The organism is Botrimarina hoheduenensis (genome assembly GCF_007859815.1).
Taxonomy (GTDB): Bacteria; Planctomycetota; Planctomycetia; order Pirellulales; family Lacipirellulaceae; genus Botrimarina; species Botrimarina hoheduenensis.
The window spans coordinates 141,044-158,139 of record NZ_SJPH01000008.1 but is presented as its reverse complement, the minus strand read 5'-3'; the positions used below and the strand labels follow the sequence as shown (position 1 = coordinate 158,139).

The following is a 17,096-nucleotide window of genomic DNA, read 5'->3' as shown; positions in this document are numbered from 1 at the left end:
TCTCGATGATCTGCTCCGTCGAATGCTTCGTTCGCTTCATCAAAGAACCTCCATGCCGGGGGACCGCCCAGCTCGGGATTCTCTCATTCAGCATGGCTCAGTTTCAGGGGGGAAGACCAGCGAACTAAACGATGTTGTGTTCTTAGCAGACCGCGGCGTACTGCTCGACGCTAATACTTCCTACTGGTTTGTCCTGGGCGTTGCCGATGGCTCGCTTGATTGGTCGTACGAAGATTCGACGATCGGCATGGGCCAGAACACGTACGGGCCGGGCAGCATTGTGCTGTTTGCCGACTCGACCGACGCCGGCACCAACTGGACGTATTACTCGCCACTCAATCCGTACCGGATGCAGGTGAACGTTGTCACCACGCCAACTCTGCCGGGCGACTATAACGGAGACGGAACAGTCGATCTGGGCGACTACACCGTATGGCGCGACGGTCTCGGGTTGGCGTACACCCAAAATGATTACGACGTATGGTCGGCGAACTACGGGGCGGTGGCCGCCGTCCCCGCAACGATCGGCTCTGTACCCGAACCCAACGCTGCTCTCATGCTGCTGTCCGTAAGCATGGCATTGCTGCGACGCCAACAGCACTTCTGACAATCAAAGAAAAGCATAGCCAGCAGTTCCGATAACTAGCGAAGGCCCGCTCTATCAAAAACTCACCGCCCGCTGCGCCAGACCGGGTCGAGGTGGCTCTCGTCGGTGCGTGGCCAGCGGGTGAGCGTCACCTTCTGACGCGTGTAGAACTGGATCCCTTCTTTGCCCTGGATGTGCAGGTCGCCGAAGAACGAGCGGTTCCAGCCCGTGAACGGGAACCACGCCATCGGTGCCGGCACGCCCACGTTGATGCCGATCATGCCGGCGTTGAAGCGCTGCTTGAACTCGCGGGCGGCGTAACCGTCGCGCGTGAAGATGACGGCACCGTTGCCGAACTCGCAGCCGTCGCCCAGGGCGAGCGCGTCTTCTAGCGAGCCGACGCGCGAGACGCTTAGCACGGGGCCGAAGATTTCTTCTTTGGCAACGCGCATCGTAGGAGCGACATGGTCAACCACGCTGGGTCCCAAGACAAAGCCGTCGCCCGACTGGGCCGCGGCGGCCTGCCGCCCGTCGAGCGCGATCTTGGCACCATCTTCAGCGGCGATGTCGAGATACGACGCCACCCGGCGGCGATGGTCCTCGCGGATCAGCGGCCCCATGCCGATCGATTCGGCTGCGGCGGACAGAGCCGGGTCGCTGGCACCAACCTGCATGGCGGTGCCCAGATTCACGAGACCGTCCACGAGCGGATCGCCGGCCGAGCCAACCGCCACCGCGATGCTGCCCGCCATGCACCGCTGACCGGCGCAGCCGTAGGCGCTGGCCGCTAGCTGCTTGACGGTTTGATCCATGTCCGCATCGGGCATGATGATGAGATGGTTCTTGGCACCCCCGGCGGCCTGCACCCGCTTGCCGTGCGCGGTGCCCGTTTCGTAAACGATCTTGGCAACGGGCGTGGAACCAACAAACGAGATGGCGGCAACCTGCGGATGCGTCAGAAGCGCTTCGACACAGTCACGCGCGCCGTGGACCAGATTAAATACCCCGTCGGGCAGACCGGCCTCGGCCAGTAGCTCGCCGAGCAGCACCGCCGAGAGGGGCGTCTTTTCGGAAGGCTTCAGCACGAAGGTGTTGCCGCAGGTGATCGCTACGGGAAACATCCACAGGGGCACCATGTTGGGGAAGTTGTAGGGGGTGATCCCCACGCACACGCCGACCGGATGGCGGACGCACTCGGCGTCGACGCCGCTGGCGATGTCGGGCAGGATCTCGCCGGTGATGAGCGCCGGGATGCTGCACGCGAATTCGACCATCTCGACGCCACGGTTCACTTCAGCGCGAGCCTCGGCAAGCGTCTTGCCGTGCTCACGGGTGAGCAGGGTGGCGACTTCTTCGAAGCGTTCTTCCAGCAGGGCGCGGAAGCGGAACATGACCCGCGCGCGCTCGACGACGGGCGTTGCCGACCAGTCGGGCAGGGCGGCCGCCGCGGCCCGGACGGCGGCGTCGACTTCCGCGGCACCAACCAGCGGGGTCCGCGCGATCACGGCACCGCTCGAGGGGTTGAAGACTTCTTCCCACGCCGAGGCGGCGGGCTCGATCCACTGGCCACCGATGAGCAGGGGGACGGTCTTGGCGGCGACAGGGGCGGCGGTCGACATGTTCAGGACTCGAGAGAAAGAGCTAGGAGGTCTGTTAAGATTGGGTTAAGGTAATCCCCGCCAGGCGCAGGACACAAGCACGACCATCGGAATACGGACGACCCGCAGCAAGAACCACACCGCCGCCCAGAACAAGATTATAGGGGCCAGCCGCGCAGCGGTTCGCGCGCTTCTCACCCCCGAACGGGGTGACGGACCTCCGGTTTGTTGAGAGTTTACTCCGGGGCTTCCGGACTGGCTCTCGGGGAGGTCTTGTGTTGGGTCAGCACGCGTCGTCCTTCAGAATCCCCCTGTCTCCACAAGCAGCCCGTCTACCCCAAGAGGAAATGTCGATGGCCCGACCTGTCCGCGGCGCCCTAATCCAAGCGACCACCTGCGAGCCGAGCACGTCCCCCGTCGCCAAGATCAAGCAGGCGATGATCGACAAGCATGTGGCGATGATCGAGCAGGCCGCCTCCCAGGGGGCCCAAGTGGTTTGCCTGCAAGAGCTGTTCTACGGCCCTTACTTCTGTGCGGAGCAAGAGACCAAGTGGTACGAGCTAACCGAGCGCGTGCCGGACGGTCCAACAACGCAGCTGATGATGCAGCTGGCCAAAAAACACCACATGGTGATGGTCGTTCCGCTGTACGAAGAAGAAATCACCGGCGTGTATTACAACACCGCAGCGGTGATCGACGCCGACGGCACGTACCTGGGCAAGTTCCGTAAGATTCACATCCCCCAGTGCAACCCCGGCTTCTGGGAGAAGTTTTACTTCCGCCCCGGCAATCTGGGCTACCCGGTGTTCGACACCGCGGTCGGCAAGGTGGGGGTTTACATCTGCTATGACCGCCACTTCCCCGATGGCGCGCGCTGCCTGGGTTTGAACGGTGCCGAAATCGTGTTCAATCCGTCGGCGACCGTCGCGGGGCTGAGCGAGTACCTGTGGACGATCGAGCAACCGGCGCACGCGGTGGCGAATCAGTACTTTGTCGGCGCGATCAATCGGCCGGGCTGGGAAGAGCCCTGGCGGATCGGGGAGTTCTACGGCCAGAGCTACTTTGTGGATCCACGTGGCCAGTTCATCGCCAAGAGCGACAAACGCGATGAGGACGATATCGTCTTGGTTGACATGGACCTCGACCTGATCCGCGAGGTGCGCAACACGTGGCAATTCTTCCGCGACCGCCGGCCGGAGACCTACGGAGCGATCACGGAACTGTGATACGTACTCCTGAAAGGCCTACCGAACATCGTGGCATCCTCTACGGCCTCGACGACAAACCCCCGTTTCCGCGGGCGGTGGTGCTGGCGATCCAGCATGTGCTGACCATGTTCGGCTCGACCGTGGCGGTGCCGCTCTTGCTGGCACCCGCGATGGGGATGAACGCCCAGCAGACGGCGCTGCTGATTTCGAGCGTGATGCTCTGCAGCGGCGTAGCGACCCTACTGCAAACAACGTTTGGCTCGCGGCTGCCAATCATTCAGGGGGTGAGCTTCTCGTTCCTGGCGGCGTTCTCCGGGGTGATTATTCCGACGGTGCTCGCGCCGGTGAGTGAGGGGGGGCTGGGCGGCGACGGCGGCGATTGCATGCGCTACATCGCCGGTGCCGTCATCCTGGGTGCCATCGCGGAGATGGCGCTCGGCTTCTCGGGACTCGTCGGTGCCTTGCGGCAGTACCTTTCGCCTGTGGTGGTGGGGCCGGTGATCATGCTGATTGGTCTCGCGCTCTATCAGGCCGGTGCGCCGGTGGCGGCCAGCTATTGGCCGATCAGTATCCTGACGATGACGCTGATCATTGTGTTCTCGCTCGTCCTTGCGCTGCGCAGCACAGTGTTCCGGCTCTTCCCCATGTTGCTAGCGATCCTGACCGCGGTCGGGCTGTGCCACTTGTTGACTGCGATCGGATGGTTTGGTGCCGAGCACCCCGCACGGGTCAGCTTCGCTGCGATGCAGAATGCCGAGTGGCTACGAACGACGAGCGTGTTCTTCCCGTGGGGCGCACCAGCCTTCACAACGGGTTTTGTCGCGGCCGTATTAGCCGGCTACTTGGCAAGCATCATCGAATCGTTCGGCGATTACCACGCTTGTAGCCACATGGCGGGCGGAGGCGATCCGACCGCCCAGCAGATCTCGCGTGGCATCGGCTGGGAAGGCGTTGGCTGCGCGCTGACCGGCGTCTTCGGTGGGTTCAGCTCAACGAGTTACTCGGAGAACGTCGGCCTGATCGGCTTGACCAAGGTCGGCAGCCGCTATGTGGTGCAGATCGCCGCGGTGCTCCTCATTCTGCTGGGCCTGTTCGGCAAGTTCGGGGCGATCGCCGCCGCGATCCCCCAGCCGGTGGTTGGGGGCCTGTACTGCGTGCTCTTCGGACTGATCAGCGCCGTCGGCGTCCGTCAATTCGCTAAAGCCGAACTGGACAGCAACCGCAACCTACTGATCGGCGGCTTCGCGCTCTTTATGGGGCTCAGCGTGCCGGCATATTTCAACAGCGAGGCGGGCGCGGCATTGATTGCCGGTGTGCCGTGGGGGATCGGCCCGGTGCTGGGCGCGATTGGCAAGACCGGCATGGCGGTCGCCGCGATTCTCGGTATCGTGCTGGACAACGCGATTCCTGGCACACCCCAAGAACGCGGGCTGGAAGAGGGACCCGGTGTGCTGGTGCCCGAAGCTGCGGATATCGACCAAGTCGAAATGACCGTCTGACACATCTTGGCCTCCACCACTGGTGGAGCAATTTTGACAGCCCCCGACATCATTATGGCGACCACGACCAAGCCCCAACTGCCCCCGTGCGATCACACCCCAACGCCCTACGACGGTCCGTCGCGCGAGGAGGTGATCGCCCTTCGCACGCAGTACGTCTCGCCGGGGGTGATCACCTACTACAAAGACCCCTTGATGATCGTCGAGGGGAAGATGCAGTACGTGTGGGACGAGAAGGGCTCGCGCTACCTGGACGCCTTTGCGGGCATCGTTACGGTCAGCGTCGGGCACTGCCATCCGCAGATTATCGAGAAGGTCCAAGCCCAGACCGGCAAGCTGCAGCACACGACGACCATTTATCTGCATCCGACCATCGCCCAATTTGCCGAGAAGCTCGCCGCTAAGATGCCCGAGGGTCTCTCGCGCACCTACTTCACCAACTCCGGCAGCGAAGCCAACGAGATCGCGATCCTGTCCGCCCGCGAGCACACCGGCAACACCGACGTGATCGCCCTGCGCAACTGCTACCACGGCGGCACGGCAACCACCATGGGGCTCACCGCCCACGGCACGTGGAAGTTCAAGACCAACCCGGCGTTGAACGTGCTCCACACGCACGCCGGCTACTGCTACCGATGCCCCTACGGCCTCAGCTATCCGTCGTGCGACCTGCGGTGTGCCCACGACGTGAAAGACGTGATCCAGTACCAGACCTCAGGGGAAGTGGCCTGCTTCATCGGCGAGCCGATCCAGGGCGTTGGCGGAGCCGTCACGCCGCCGAAAGAATTCTTCCAGGTCGTCTACGACATCGTTCGGCAGCACGGTGGCCTCTGCATTGCCGACGAAGTCCAAGGGGGCTTTGGCCGCACGGGCGAGCATTATTGGTCTCACCAAAACTGGGGAGTCGTCCCCGACGGCATCACGATGGCCAAGGGGATCGGCAACGGGGCGCCGCTGGGTGCCTTTACCACCACTCCGGACATCTCGCAGGTGATGAAGAATCGCATCCACTTCAACACTTATGGCGGCAATCCGATTAGTATGACCCAGGGCCTCGCAACCCTCGAAGTGATCGATGAGCAAGGCATCCAAGAGAATGCACGCGTTATCGGCGGGCACCTCAAAGAACGCTTGCTCGGCCTGCAGGAGAAGCACGCCTTGATCGGCGAGGTGCGCGGCATGGGGCTGATGCTCGGCGTCGAACTGGTGCGCAATCGGCAGACCAAGGAGCCCGCCAACACCGAGGCGGCGAGCGTTATGGAACGCATGAAGGAGCACGGTGTTCTCATCGGCAAGGGCGGACTCCACGGCAACACGCTCCGAATCAAGCCACCGATGTGCCTAACCAAAGACGACGCCGACTACTTGGTTGACACGCTCGACATCTGCTTAGATAAGCTTAAGAGCTAGTCATTACCCCAGCCCGTATCCGCACTGAGGTCGGCTCTTCTGCGGCCTCACGCTCAAAAACGCCCTGCTCGCGACCGCCTTCGAAACCCCGGAGTAAACGATGCCGACGCTCGCCACAACGGTCGATGGTCTGAAGCTGCCCAATCCGTTTGTCATCGGATCCGGCCCTCCGGGGACCAATGGCAAGGTGATTGCGCGGGCCTTTGACGACGGCTGGGGGGCCGTGATCTGCAAGACCGTGAGCCTCGACGCCTCGAAGGTCATCAATGTTCAGCCCCGCTATGGTCGGCTGCGCAGCCGTGAGTCGCAGGAAATCTATGGTTGGGAGAACATCGAGCTGATTAGCGATCGGGGTTTCGAGACCTGGCTCGACGAGTTCAAGGCTCTCAAGGACTCGCACCCTGAAGGGGTGCTCATCGCCTCGATCATGGAGGAATACAACAAGAACGCGTGGCAGGAGATCGTCGGCCGCTGCGAAGAGGCAGGCGTCGACAGCTTTGAGCTGAACATGAGCTGCCCGCACGGCATGCCCGAACGTCGCATGGGTGCCGCCGTGGGAGAAGACCCCACAACCCTGGAAGAGGTTTGCCGGTGGGTGATGGAGGTCGCCACGAAGCCGGTGTGGGCCAAGATGACCCCCAACGTCACGCACATCGAAGACCCGACAACCGCGGCGTTGCGTGCCGGTTGCCAGGGCGTTTCCGCGATCAATACCATCCGGAGCGTCATCGGCGTCGACCTAGAAACGCTCCGCCCCGAGCCCAACGTGGAAGGGTACACCACACCGGGCGGCTACTCTTCGATCGCGGTTCGTCCGATTGCGTTGCGGATGTGCATGGAGATTGCCACGCTCATCCAAAAAGAATTCCCGGGCCGCACCCTGAGCGGCTTAGGGGGCGTCGAGACCGGTGAAGACGCCGCCCAATTCATCTTGCTAGGAAGCCACACCGTGCAGGTCTGCACGGGGGTCATGAAGATGGGTTACCGCTGCGTCCAGCCCATGTGCGAACAACTGCTCTCCTTTATGGAGAAGCATGGGTTCGAAACGCTGGACGACTTCCGCGGCAAGAGCCTCCCGTACTTCACAACCCATTCGGACCTTGTCCGACGCCAGACTGAAGCTCGCGCCGCCAAGAAGGCCGCGGCCGAGGCAAAGCAGATGATCAAAGGAGACGAGGAGTGGACCGGCGACGACTTTGTCGATCAGAGCGACGCCCTCGCTCGCGGTTGATTCCCCACTCGATCGTGACCAGCCGCCAGCAGGATTCCGTCGCGACCTTTAGAGTGCTTAGCACCATTCATCCCGACACCCCCGCTCAGCGGGGGTAGTAGGGGCCGTAGCCATCCGAAGCAACGTCGAGCGTTTCGTCTTGGAAGAAGCGGGTCGCTTCTTCAGCAGCGAGCTTGATTTCGAGATCGCGGCAAAGAACTTCCGCACGAAACAGGTGCGTCCCTTCAAGCTTCGCCTTGGCACGGATCTTGAAGACCTGCTCGGCTCCTGCGGCCAGGGTTGCGATCGTGTCGAACGCGACCCGGCCGTCTTGGATCTGGCACATGGCGCCGTCCGCCGTCAGCGGATCGATCCCCTCAGAGAACATGCCGATCACCCGCACATCGCGTGCAGCGTTGGCACCACGATTGGTAACGCGGATCTCGTACTCGATCTCTTGTCCCGTCGCGATCGGACCCTTGGGATCAAGGATGTCCAGCTTCAGGTCTGCCAACGCCACGACTTCGGTAATGGCCGAAGCATTTTCTGACTGGGTAGCGTCACTGCCTTCGGCGTGCAGAACCAGCTCATTCGTCCCCTCTGCCTCAAAGACGCCGCGCAACTCGAAGTAGCGATCCTCGCCGGCGTCCAAGGCTCCTACCGCATACGTCAAACGGCGACCATTGGTCGTGCGGCCCTCACCGGCATTCAGCACGCGGAAACCGTGGGGTAGGTCCACGGTCAATTCAACACCAGGAGCCTCAGCGTTACCCGGGTTGCGCACCCGGAAGTAGTAGAGCGCTGGCGCACCGGCATAGCGCTCGTCGGGTCCTCGCCAATCAACTACCAGCTCTGCCTTACGGCAAAGGATCTCACGCTCGGCCGCGGCAGTCAGACTGCCCGCTGCTGTAGCATCGGCGGTGATCCGGAGCGGGCCTGGCTCGCGGGCGACCAGCTCGACCTCAACCGACCGGCTGGCGCCGGCTGCGAGGGATCCGAGGTTATGAGTTGTCGTTCGTGCCCGACTGCCGGGCGGAGTGAGACGCAACACCACGTCTTCGGCAACGCCGGTTCCCGGATTCGAGAGCGTCAGCCGATAAGTTTGAGGCTTGCCGAACAGCACATCGTCCGGACCTTCTAGCTGCATCTTGAGCAGGGGCTCTTGTACGTTGACGGTCGTTGCGCCGTCGATGGGGCGATGCTCACACGCAACGCCCAGATCGATCGGCTTACCGGTGCGGGCAATCAGCCGCAACTCGATCGACTCGGTCGACTTATCGACGAGTCGATCGAGTTTCCAGAGCAAGACCTGAGAATCGTCCGCTTCGGCACTCCGCGTAACACGCCCCTGCTTGGCAACCGAGCCAACCAGTTCCGCGCCAGCGGGAACCGTGATCTTGACGATCACTTGGTCGGCAGTGGCGTCGCCGCGATTTGCCAGTACCACACGGTAGGTTGCCTCGCGACCGACGGTGATAGTCCGCGGCCCTTGCACCCGCGAAACAAGCATCGGAGCGGCCTGCGTCAGCAGCCAGCGGTCATCGCCGACAGCAGAATCGCCGACAGCAGAATCGGCGCTGGCTGTCGGTGCCGTGGCTACTCGAGTGCGGGCAGCCGGGATCGACGAAGCAGCTATCTTCGCTTCCGTCTGACCACGATCGTAGCGTTCGCCAATAAAGAGCGGCATCGAATCCGAGAGTTTGATCTGAATGTCATCGCTGCCCGCTTTACTCGTGTTCATCGCGACACGGACACTTTCCGCGCTGCCCTTACTCGTTGAACTCGTCGCGTCTGCCACGGACCCCGTTGTGGATTGCGTGATCGGCGGAACGATCGAGTAAGAGTCTTGTTGCTGATCGTTGGTGGGCGGGAACGGGTCGTCAGCCATGCTGCGCGCTACGTCAGCTGCGATCGAACGGGCCAGCGCCGCAGAGGCACTCGAACTACCGGGTCCCTGCGCCGTTGCGATCCCTGCCGGGGAGGCGGCAACATCATCCCCCGAGAGCACACTGCCGGCTCGCACGGGCGCTGAAGCATTGGTGCGGTCAGTTGTAACAACAACCGGCCTCCGCGTAGCAGGGACTCCCAGCAACGATCTCCCCAAGACCTGAGGAGCGGTGCCGGCCGGTTGAGCGCGCAGGTCACGCAGCATGCGCGAACGCGCCGAACCATCGACTGCCGTACCATCGGTCGCGACTGCCGGCGGGAAAACCTCGGCGCCCTGAGCCGAACCGCGTGCGTTTACGGGAGCGCTAACTCCCTCGCCGAACCAGCGACGGGGCAAGACCTCGCGCGGATCGACCCGTGGCACATCGCCAGCATCGTTCGCAGGCTTTGCTTGCGGTGCGGGGCGTGTGGCTGCCTCGGACGAGGACTGATCGCTAGCAAACGACCACCCCTTGCGGAGCGCCCGCAACCGGTCGGCAAGCGAGTCGGGCGACTCTTGCGCGACAGCATAAGGAGAAAACGAAACGCTCAAGAGCGTGGCGAGAACGAACAAGCGGAGTCGAATCATGCTTCGCATCCTTGCGGGAGCATCAGTGGCTATTCGCCAGCGGCGATAGCAACACTGCCGGTCTTCGCGGGATACAAACCCGCTTGTCGGTCGTATCGACTAGGTAGACTCTCCGGGTTGAGGGAAAGGCGTTGAGATTTCCGCGGGGCGGGATCGCGGCCACGCAAAAAAAGCCGGAAGGTTTGCTAGCAGCAATCCTTCCGGCTTGGATGGCACTTAAAAACAACGTCACAAAGTGGCGAGCGTTAACGCTCAGTTGCCGGCGGCCTCGCCCGTCATGACAACCTCAAAACCGAGGTCGGTCAGCATGTCGTAGTCGGCCTGCGGGGCCTGCCCCTTGGTGGTGAGGTAGTCGCCCACGAACAACGAATTGGCGGCGTAGAGCCCCAGCGGTTGCAGGCTGCGGAGATGAATTTCGCGGCCCCCGGCGATGCGGATCTCACGGTCTGGATTCGCCAGGCGGAACATCGCGAGCACCTTCAAGCAGTAACGCGGATCAAGATCGCTGCGTCCCGCGAGCGGTGTGCCATCGATCGCATTCAGGAAGTTAACCGGGATCGAATGCACCCCCAGATCGCGCAGCAGAAACGCCATCTCAACAAGATCAGCCGGCTGCTCTCCCATGCCGACAATCCCGCCCGAGCACATCTCCATGCCAGCGTCACGCACGCTGCGGAGCGTCGCGACCCGATCCTCGTGCGTGTGGGTGGTGCAGATCTTGCTGTAGTAGGTGCCACCGGTATTGACGTTGTGGTTGACACGATCCACGCCGGCGTTGCTCAGGCGCTGCGCTTGCTCGTCGGAGAGCAGTCCCAGGCAGGCGCAGATCTTCAGATCGTGCTGGCGTTTAATTTCGGGAACAATGGCCTCGACGGCGCTGATCTCGCGCTCATTCGGACCCCGTGCTGAGATCACGATGCAATAGGTGCAAGCCCCTTGCTCGGCAGCGATGCGGGCCCCTTCCAGCAGGCGTTCGCGATCCAACAGGTTGTACTTGGGAATCTCCGCCTTCGAGATCTTGGACTGAGAACAGTACGAACAGTCTTCAGGGCACAAGCCGCTCTTGGCGTTCATCAGAAAGTAGAGCTGAACCCGGTTGCCGAAGTGCTTACGGCGGACACGATACGCGGCATCCAGCAACGACAGCAGCTCATTGTCAGGGCACGCCAACACGGCCAGCGCCTCGGCCTCGGTGATCGGCAAACCCGCCAGCACACGGTCGGCAAGCGACGACCAGACTTGCGACGCCGCGACGGGGGAGTTGGTACTTGAATCGGCTACAGCGGGAGGGGTCATCGGTGGGTCACGTCTTGGTGAAAAGGGATCTTGGCCCCATAGTATCCTGAGCCCAGCGGCCGCTTCGCAAGGGAGCGGCCCCCCCGGGGGCCCACGCTCGGGCCATTTATTCAGACTTCAGCCCCGCTAGCTCCTGCATGATCCATCTCGTTCGCCTTGGAGCCATGGGGGCCTTCGGTCGGTTTCGCTCGACGGAGGGTCTCGAGTTCCCGCTAGGGGCGCGGGTCGTCGTTCGTTCCGCACGGGGGCTGGAAATCGGCGAAGTGCTGGCGACCGAGGCCGCCGTAGCGGCTGATCGGGCCGATGGCACACTGCTGCGGCGCATGGCGGACGCCGATGAGCTGCTGGCCCAACGCCTGGAAAAAAATCGTGACCAAGCGTTTCTCCGCTGCGCTGAGCTGCTCGCCGAACGCGGGTCCGGATCGCTGCTTATCGACGTGGAGCATCTCTTCGACGGACGCGGGCTGTATTTTTATTTCCTCGGCACCCCCGATGCGATCGCCGAACAGCTCATCGCCGAGCTCGCTGAGGCGTACGACGCCGAAGCACGCATCGGAGCCTTTGCCGACGCTCTTGAAACGGGGTGCGGCCCCGGTTGCGGCACCGACGAAGCCGAGAACGGCTGCTCCAGTTCGGGCGGCTGCTCCACCTGTGCGATTGCCAAAGCCTGCAGCGCGAACGCCTAAGTTCCTATGCCAGTAAGGGGCCGACGCGATTCATCGCTATCTCGGATAAATCGTACGCGGAAAAAGTCAGGCTCGACTAAGCTCTCGCATAGCATTCGTGGTCCTCGAACCCTTATCTCAACTCAGCCCCCCAAGCTCACCATGGCCATCAGTACGAGCCTCCGCGACGGCGTTCTTGTGATCCAGGTGCAAGACCAGCGACTGTTGGACGAGTCCCAGATCGGCAAAGTCGATCAGGAGATCACCGCGGTCATCGAGAAGTCGGAGCAAGATCGGGTTGTCTTCGACTTCTCAGCGGTGCAGTTCATGTCGTCTTCGATGCTCGGCAAACTCGTTGCGGCGCACAAACGCCTGAAGGGCTTTAAGGCAAAGCTCAAGCTTGCGGGGCTGTCGAGCGACATCCGCGAGGTGTTTAAGATCACGAAGCTCGACAAGCTGTTCGATATCGAGCCCGACGCCGCCACGGCCGTAAAATCCTTTGCGAAGAAGGGGCTGTTTCGGTAACTCCTCCCCTCAGCGAACGCATCGGAACGTTTAGCTGGTGAAGGTCTTGGCCATTGCCGGCTTGCCGTACAGGTACCCTTGAGCGCTCAAGAATCCGAGCTCTTGGCAGACCAGGTGGTCGGCCTCGGTCTCGATGCCCTCGGCGAGCGGGATGATGCCCAGCTCGCGAGTCATCTGCACGAGCCGACCCACCATCTTCTGCCTCTCGGGCGAGGCCACGCTGAGGTTTTGCACGAGCTTCATATCAAACTTGAGATAGTCGGGCGGCACTTCGACCAACTCAATGAGCCGCGCTTGGCCCGCCCCGAAGTCGTCGTAGGCGAGGCCAATATTCAGATCGTTGAGCTTCGCACGCAGCTCGCGCATCTGACTGGTTTGGGTCGCGGTCCCTTCGTGGATCTCGAGCACCAAGGGGCGGTTGGGCGACGCCTCGCGTAGCTCACGTAACGAAAATTCGAGCAGCTCGGGCTCATCAATCTCGTTCGGGTGCGTGTTGGCAAAGAGGATGGCTTGCGGGGGAAAGAAAGTGGACTGCGCGAGCCCTTCCTCGCGGAAGATGCGGCTCAACTCCGACTCGAGATTGAGCACTGCCGCCGCGCTGAACATAGTGTGCGGGTCGGTAAGACCGAACAGCCGGCTGCGGCCCAGGATCTCGTAGCCGAGCGTCGCCCGACCCTTGATCGAAACGATCGGCTGAAAGTGGGGTACGACGGCGCGCTCGGTCATCAGCTTGTCAAACTGAATGAGCGACAGAGCACGGTCGGCCGAATCGTCCTGTACCGTCTGACTGTGGTGCGACTGGACGTTCTGTCCAACACGAAACACCACTTGAGCAAACTGCACCAGGTCGCCGTGATTCACCACGCACGACTCCGTGACGCGTTCACCGTTGACGAACGTACCGTTCGTACTGCCAAGATCCCGGACGATCAGGCGGCCCGCTTCGTCCAGGCGCATCTCAGCGTGGCTGCCCGAAACGGTCGCTGAAGGAATCGTCAGTTTCTGGTCGGGGCGGCGTCCAACCGAGAACGGAGACACGTCGATCGAGATCTGACGCATCGGTTCGTCATCGCTGATCTGGCCGCTTAATAGCCAGGTGGCACGATCGGTGGCACTGTCTAGTACATTCATCGGAATCTCGTAGGTGATCAGGGCAAGCCGATCAGAGTGGTTCTTAAAAGTGTTTGCTCTACGTTCAGTCGCGTTTCGCTAGCTGTTATCGAAGAATCGCGGTGTCCATCGGGACACTGTCCCATGTCGATGTGTTGGTGGCGTTCGTCACGGACCCCTCCGCCCGGGTTTCGTTGACGCCGATCCAGGAGATATCACGCCGCGTGCGAACCCGTTCAGCAAAGGCGGCGTAGTCGCGCCGCGCTGAGATCAGATCGGCGGCGACGTGCGGCAGAGACATCCCCACTAGTTCGGTAATGAGAACCGACTCTCGCTGTCCGCTGACAACGTGGGTGACGTTCTTGAGAACCTCGACACAGCTTGGAGACAGTGACTCTGCCGGAGGAGCAACCGCCAGCCGGCAGAAGCGCCCACCAAACTCCGCCAGCGGGGCCTCGGCGAACTGCAACTCTCCCATCGTCTGGGCAGCCTCATCTGCCGAGCCAAAGTCGCTCACGACACTCCGCACCGCATGTGTGATTGCACTGGTAAGCTCTTGGACCGACTGATTGGTTGCCAGCGTGGCGAGCAGCCCGCCGTTGGGTTTGAGGTGATCGGCTTCAAGACGCTCGCGCAGGGCTTCCACCAACTCGGTTGAAGCGGATGGCGTGGCATCGGCTTCGGCCTCGATAGTTGCCTCCGCGAGACGGCTCTCGATGCGGCCCAGCAATTTGCCGATCGATTCGAGTTCGTGGTCAACCTCCGAAACATGCCCCACCAGGCTGCGCGAGACACTCGCGGCGGCTTCAAGCGCCACTAAGTCAAGCGCGAGTTCAAACATGCGCAACAGGATTACCTGCTCGGGCGATTTTTTCGCCGCCTCATCCTGACGACGTTGGAGCTCGGCACCAATCGAGACCGTCACCCGCTCAACCTCTCGGGCCAAGGCACGCAGATAGTCCCGGCACCAGCCGGCGGCACGTGACGCGCCAGAGAGTCCCTCTCCTGGCTCGTCGATGCGTGAGAGCACCCAGCGTGAGATACCGGTGGCGAGCTTTGCTCGCAGCGGCTGAACCAGTTCGCCGAGCGGTCGTCCATCGATCTCGCTGGGCCGCCCCGTTGCCGGATCGATTGTCAGCATGGCTTGCAGCAAGCCGCTCGCGGTGTTGACACCAGCGTCGAGCAGGCTTTGGGCATAGGCGCGGGCGTCACCTCCGATCGCGGCCTCGATCAGGCACCGACAATTGGCCGCTAGCGTTGTTGCTTCTAGCTGAGACTCACCGATAAACGCCACGGCACCGTGCACAATTTGGTCGGTCTGTGTGGTTGCTGCCGCAGCGTCAGCAGCGCTGTTTGTCTCGATCGATTCGCCAACCCAGCGCCGAACAACCGCTCGTGCGGCGTCGCTCTCAAGCGGGCTGAGCTCTTCACGACCACGCGCTTGCCGCCGCGTTACGGCGATCGATCGCAGCGCATGAGCGTCGGTGCCAGGCGCAGCCCGCCACGCGTCGAGCGCTCGCTGCGCGGGCGTGAAGACGTCGGCAAAGAGGTAATCGGCCACCGAACGGGTCGCGATGTCGTAGCCCGCCGTATCGAGCCGTTCTCCGAGCGGCACAAGATAGGTGTGGTCGAACGGAGCAACCCCCGGCTTGTGCGCGGGGAGTCCGCAACTTGAATCGCCGGGAAACCCCGCGCTGCTCGTGCGGAAACGCTCGAACTCGCTCAGCCAAGAGTAGGCGTTGACCCGTGCCAGATCGCAGCGGGTGGACTCCCGATAGGTCGAGTGCAGCATCAGACCCGTGACCGTCGCGTCGTCAATATTGAGCTTTTCGAGCAGCGAACGCACCGCGTAGGCAACGTCGATCGACATGCCGCTGCCCGCACCGCCGGAAATCGACGCAACAACATAAACTCGCAGCTTGTTGTGGGCGAACCGCTGCCCCGTGGCCGCCTCGGTTTCGATCACCGCTTGCTCCGAAGCAGCGTCTTGCAGCACGGTGCGGATCCGCTGGAAAGTACGGCGGGCATGGTCCACCAGCGCCAGCCGGCCCAGGGGACGAATCCCCTCAGTGGTCAGCGAGCGAGGAATGTTGTACAGCCAGCGACGCCCCAACCAACGCAGCAGCGAGTCTGCCCGATCGCGGTAAGCATGGGGCCGGCGCAACGGCAGGGCCACGGTGTCACTGGCACAGAGCCCGGCACCCGCCTCCCCGCCGCGCGTCGCCCATCCGAGCGCTGCCGGGTCGGTGTCGAGCAGCAGGAGCGGGAACGCTCGCAACGGCTCCGCAACACCAAAGTGCTGCGTCATTGATGCTCTCAGCCCACGTAGCACCCGGCCGGCCGTGCCGCCGATGCCGATCACAAAGGTTGGCTGGGCATAGAATGAGCGAGGATCGTACTCAGGGATCGGGGTATCAACGGCTTCCCCCCCCTCGAATGTTGGGACGGCGAAAACGATCTCTCCGCCGCGCGCGTCAGCCGGAACTCCGGGCTCGTCGAACACTTCCGTGGCATTGCAGCGATCCGCGCGGTGCGGCGTGGCACTTTCGGTGGAGTCCTCGTCGGTGGGAGACGACGCCCATTCCGAAGTGAAATCGGTGCCCGACCTCACGGCTTGAGTCGCAACCGGTGACGAGGCGTCTTGAGCCCCGCCAGTCCAGTTGACAGCGCTGCGTAACTGACGCACAAACTCACTCGCCGATTCGTAGCGGTGTGCGGGATCTTTGCTGAGCGCTCGCGCGATCGCAAAGCGATCTGCTTCGGGCAGCGAGCGAAGATCGGGATCTTGGTTGAGGTGTTGACTCGTTAGCTCGGCCGCGTTAGCTCCGTTAAAGGGGAGGGCACCCGTGAGCAGTTCCTGATAAAGAATCGCGAGGCTGTACTGATCGCTCTGGCGGCCGGGCGAACCGCGGAATACTTCGGGGGCGGCATACGTAGGGGTCATCCCACCAACGAGCGAACACTGCGACATATTGCCGATGTGCTTAACCAGCCCGAAGTCGCCCACCTTCACGTGACCCGCCACTAGCAACAGGTTTTCGGGCTTCACGTCGAGGTGCGCCAGATCGTGCCGCGTTGCAAGATAATCGAGGGCATCGGCCGCATCCTCGAGATAGCCTAGCAACTCTTCACGGGGGATCCCCGGAAGTCCTTTCTGATAGCATTCACGCAGCCGATCGCGCAGGCTGCCATCTGCCAGCTCCGTAACGACCAGCAAGCGATTCTCGACAATTTCAATGCGTTCGAGCGAAAGCAAGAACGGATGCCGAACCTGCTTGATCTTCTCCAGCGCTTTGAACTCGTGCTGTGCGCGCTTATCGAGGTCGGTCCCGTAGACATACTTAATCGCCTTCTGGAGACCACCCGGGGCGCTAGCGCTCCACACCTCGCCATAGCCTCCCGATCCGATCCGCTGGATCAGCTCGTAGCCCGCGAGTTGTTGCTTTGGTTGTTCGTGAGATTCGGTCACAATGA

General features: G+C 62.3%; 12 protein-coding genes. 7 read left to right on the top strand and 5 right to left on the bottom strand.

Features of this window, described 5'->3' with window-relative positions:
* Positions 1-22 precede the first annotated feature (22 nt).
* Positions 23-607, top strand: coding sequence for a choice-of-anchor R domain-containing protein (locus Pla111_RS14815; RefSeq protein WP_315851492.1), 585 nt, complete (start codon positions 23-25; stop codon positions 605-607).
* A 62-nt stretch (positions 608-669) separates the two neighbouring features.
* Here Pla111_RS14815 and Pla111_RS14810 read toward each other — a convergent pair whose 3' ends face one another.
* The gene (locus Pla111_RS14810) at positions 670-2,205 is read right to left on the bottom strand and encodes a CoA-acylating methylmalonate-semialdehyde dehydrogenase (protein ID WP_146575224.1); all 1,536 of its coding nucleotides are present in this window, start codon (positions 2,203-2,205) and stop codon (positions 670-672) included.
* A gap of 332 nt (positions 2,206-2,537) precedes the next feature.
* Between Pla111_RS14810 and Pla111_RS14805 the strand changes: the two genes are divergently transcribed.
* The 4 genes from Pla111_RS14805 (at position 2,538) to preA (ending at position 7,532) form a co-directional block, all read left to right on the top strand.
* Positions 2,538-3,410 carry a nitrilase-related carbon-nitrogen hydrolase gene (locus tag Pla111_RS14805; protein WP_146575223.1) on the top strand — a complete coding sequence of 291 codons (873 nt, stop codon included), beginning with the start codon at positions 2,538-2,540 and terminating at the stop codon, positions 3,408-3,410.
* Positions 3,407-4,891 carry a uracil-xanthine permease family protein gene (locus Pla111_RS14800; RefSeq protein ID WP_197525063.1) on the top strand — a complete coding sequence of 495 codons (1,485 nt, stop codon included), beginning with the start codon at positions 3,407-3,409 and terminating at the stop codon, positions 4,889-4,891. The genes Pla111_RS14805 and Pla111_RS14800 overlap by 4 nt, the downstream gene beginning before the upstream one ends.
* Before the next feature lie 54 nt (positions 4,892-4,945).
* The gene (locus Pla111_RS14795) at positions 4,946-6,301 is read left to right on the top strand and encodes an aspartate aminotransferase family protein (RefSeq protein ID WP_146575222.1); all 1,356 of its coding nucleotides are present in this window, start codon (positions 4,946-4,948) and stop codon (positions 6,299-6,301) included.
* Between the two features lie 100 nt (positions 6,302-6,401).
* Positions 6,402-7,532 (top strand): NAD-dependent dihydropyrimidine dehydrogenase subunit PreA, encoded by a 1,131-nt coding sequence (gene preA / locus Pla111_RS14790; RefSeq protein WP_146575221.1) that lies wholly within the window; start codon positions 6,402-6,404, stop codon positions 7,530-7,532.
* Between the two features lie 85 nt (positions 7,533-7,617).
* Here preA and Pla111_RS14785 read toward each other — a convergent pair whose 3' ends face one another.
* Together Pla111_RS14785 and bioB are read right to left on the bottom strand one after the other, a co-directional pair.
* A complete protein-coding gene (locus Pla111_RS14785) occupies positions 7,618-10,026 on the bottom strand; it encodes a DUF11 domain-containing protein (RefSeq protein ID WP_197525061.1) in 2,409 nt (802 codons plus the stop codon).
* Between the two features lie 252 nt (positions 10,027-10,278).
* Positions 10,279-11,322, bottom strand: a complete 1,044-nt coding sequence (bioB, locus tag Pla111_RS14780) for a biotin synthase BioB (RefSeq protein WP_146575219.1) — start codon at positions 11,320-11,322, stop codon at positions 10,279-10,281.
* Between the two features lie 137 nt (positions 11,323-11,459).
* Between bioB and Pla111_RS14775 the strand changes: the two genes are divergently transcribed.
* Complete coding sequence (locus tag Pla111_RS14775) at positions 11,460-12,008, top strand: PSP1 C-terminal domain-containing protein (RefSeq protein WP_146575218.1); 549 nt, start codon at positions 11,460-11,462, stop codon at positions 12,006-12,008.
* A 141-nt stretch (positions 12,009-12,149) separates the two neighbouring features.
* On the top strand, positions 12,150-12,512 hold the full coding sequence (locus Pla111_RS14770; protein WP_197525060.1) for an STAS domain-containing protein: 363 nt from the start codon (positions 12,150-12,152) through the stop codon (positions 12,510-12,512).
* 30 nt (positions 12,513-12,542) lie between these two features.
* Here Pla111_RS14770 and Pla111_RS14765 read toward each other — a convergent pair whose 3' ends face one another.
* Together Pla111_RS14765 and Pla111_RS14760 are read right to left on the bottom strand one after the other, a co-directional pair.
* Positions 12,543-13,643, bottom strand: a complete 1,101-nt coding sequence (locus Pla111_RS14765) for an EAL domain-containing protein (protein ID WP_146575216.1) — start codon at positions 13,641-13,643, stop codon at positions 12,543-12,545.
* Between the two features lie 85 nt (positions 13,644-13,728).
* The gene (locus tag Pla111_RS14760; protein ID WP_146575215.1) at positions 13,729-17,091 is read right to left on the bottom strand and encodes a tubulin-like doman-containing protein; all 3,363 of its coding nucleotides are present in this window, start codon (positions 17,089-17,091) and stop codon (positions 13,729-13,731) included.
* Positions 17,092-17,096: the final 5 nt, after the last annotated feature.

Bases quoted from the DNA above. Each gene is read 5' to 3' on its own strand.
- Pla111_RS14795 (WP_146575222.1), top strand. From the start codon at position 4,946: ATGGCGACCACGACCAAGCCCCAACTGCCCCCGTGCGATCACACCCCA.
- preA (WP_146575221.1), top strand. From the start codon at position 6,402: ATGCCGACGCTCGCCACAACGGTCGATGGTCTGAAGCTGCCCAATCCG.
- Pla111_RS14775 (WP_146575218.1), top strand. From the start codon at position 11,460: ATGATCCATCTCGTTCGCCTTGGAGCCATGGGGGCCTTCGGTCGGTTT.
- bioB (WP_146575219.1), bottom strand. From the start codon at position 11,322: ATGACCCCTCCCGCTGTAGCCGATTCAAGTACCAACTCCCCCGTCGCG.
- Pla111_RS14785 (WP_197525061.1), bottom strand. From the start codon at position 10,026: ATGATTCGACTCCGCTTGTTCGTTCTCGCCACGCTCTTGAGCGTTTCG.
- Pla111_RS14805 (WP_146575223.1), top strand. From the start codon at position 2,538: ATGGCCCGACCTGTCCGCGGCGCCCTAATCCAAGCGACCACCTGCGAG.
- Pla111_RS14765 (WP_146575216.1), bottom strand. From the start codon at position 13,643: ATGAATGTACTAGACAGTGCCACCGATCGTGCCACCTGGCTATTAAGC.
- Pla111_RS14810 (WP_146575224.1), bottom strand. From the start codon at position 2,205: ATGTCGACCGCCGCCCCTGTCGCCGCCAAGACCGTCCCCCTGCTCATC.
- Pla111_RS14815 (WP_315851492.1), top strand. From the start codon at position 23: ATGCTTCGTTCGCTTCATCAAAGAACCTCCATGCCGGGGGACCGCCCA.
- Pla111_RS14770 (WP_197525060.1), top strand. From the start codon at position 12,150: ATGGCCATCAGTACGAGCCTCCGCGACGGCGTTCTTGTGATCCAGGTG.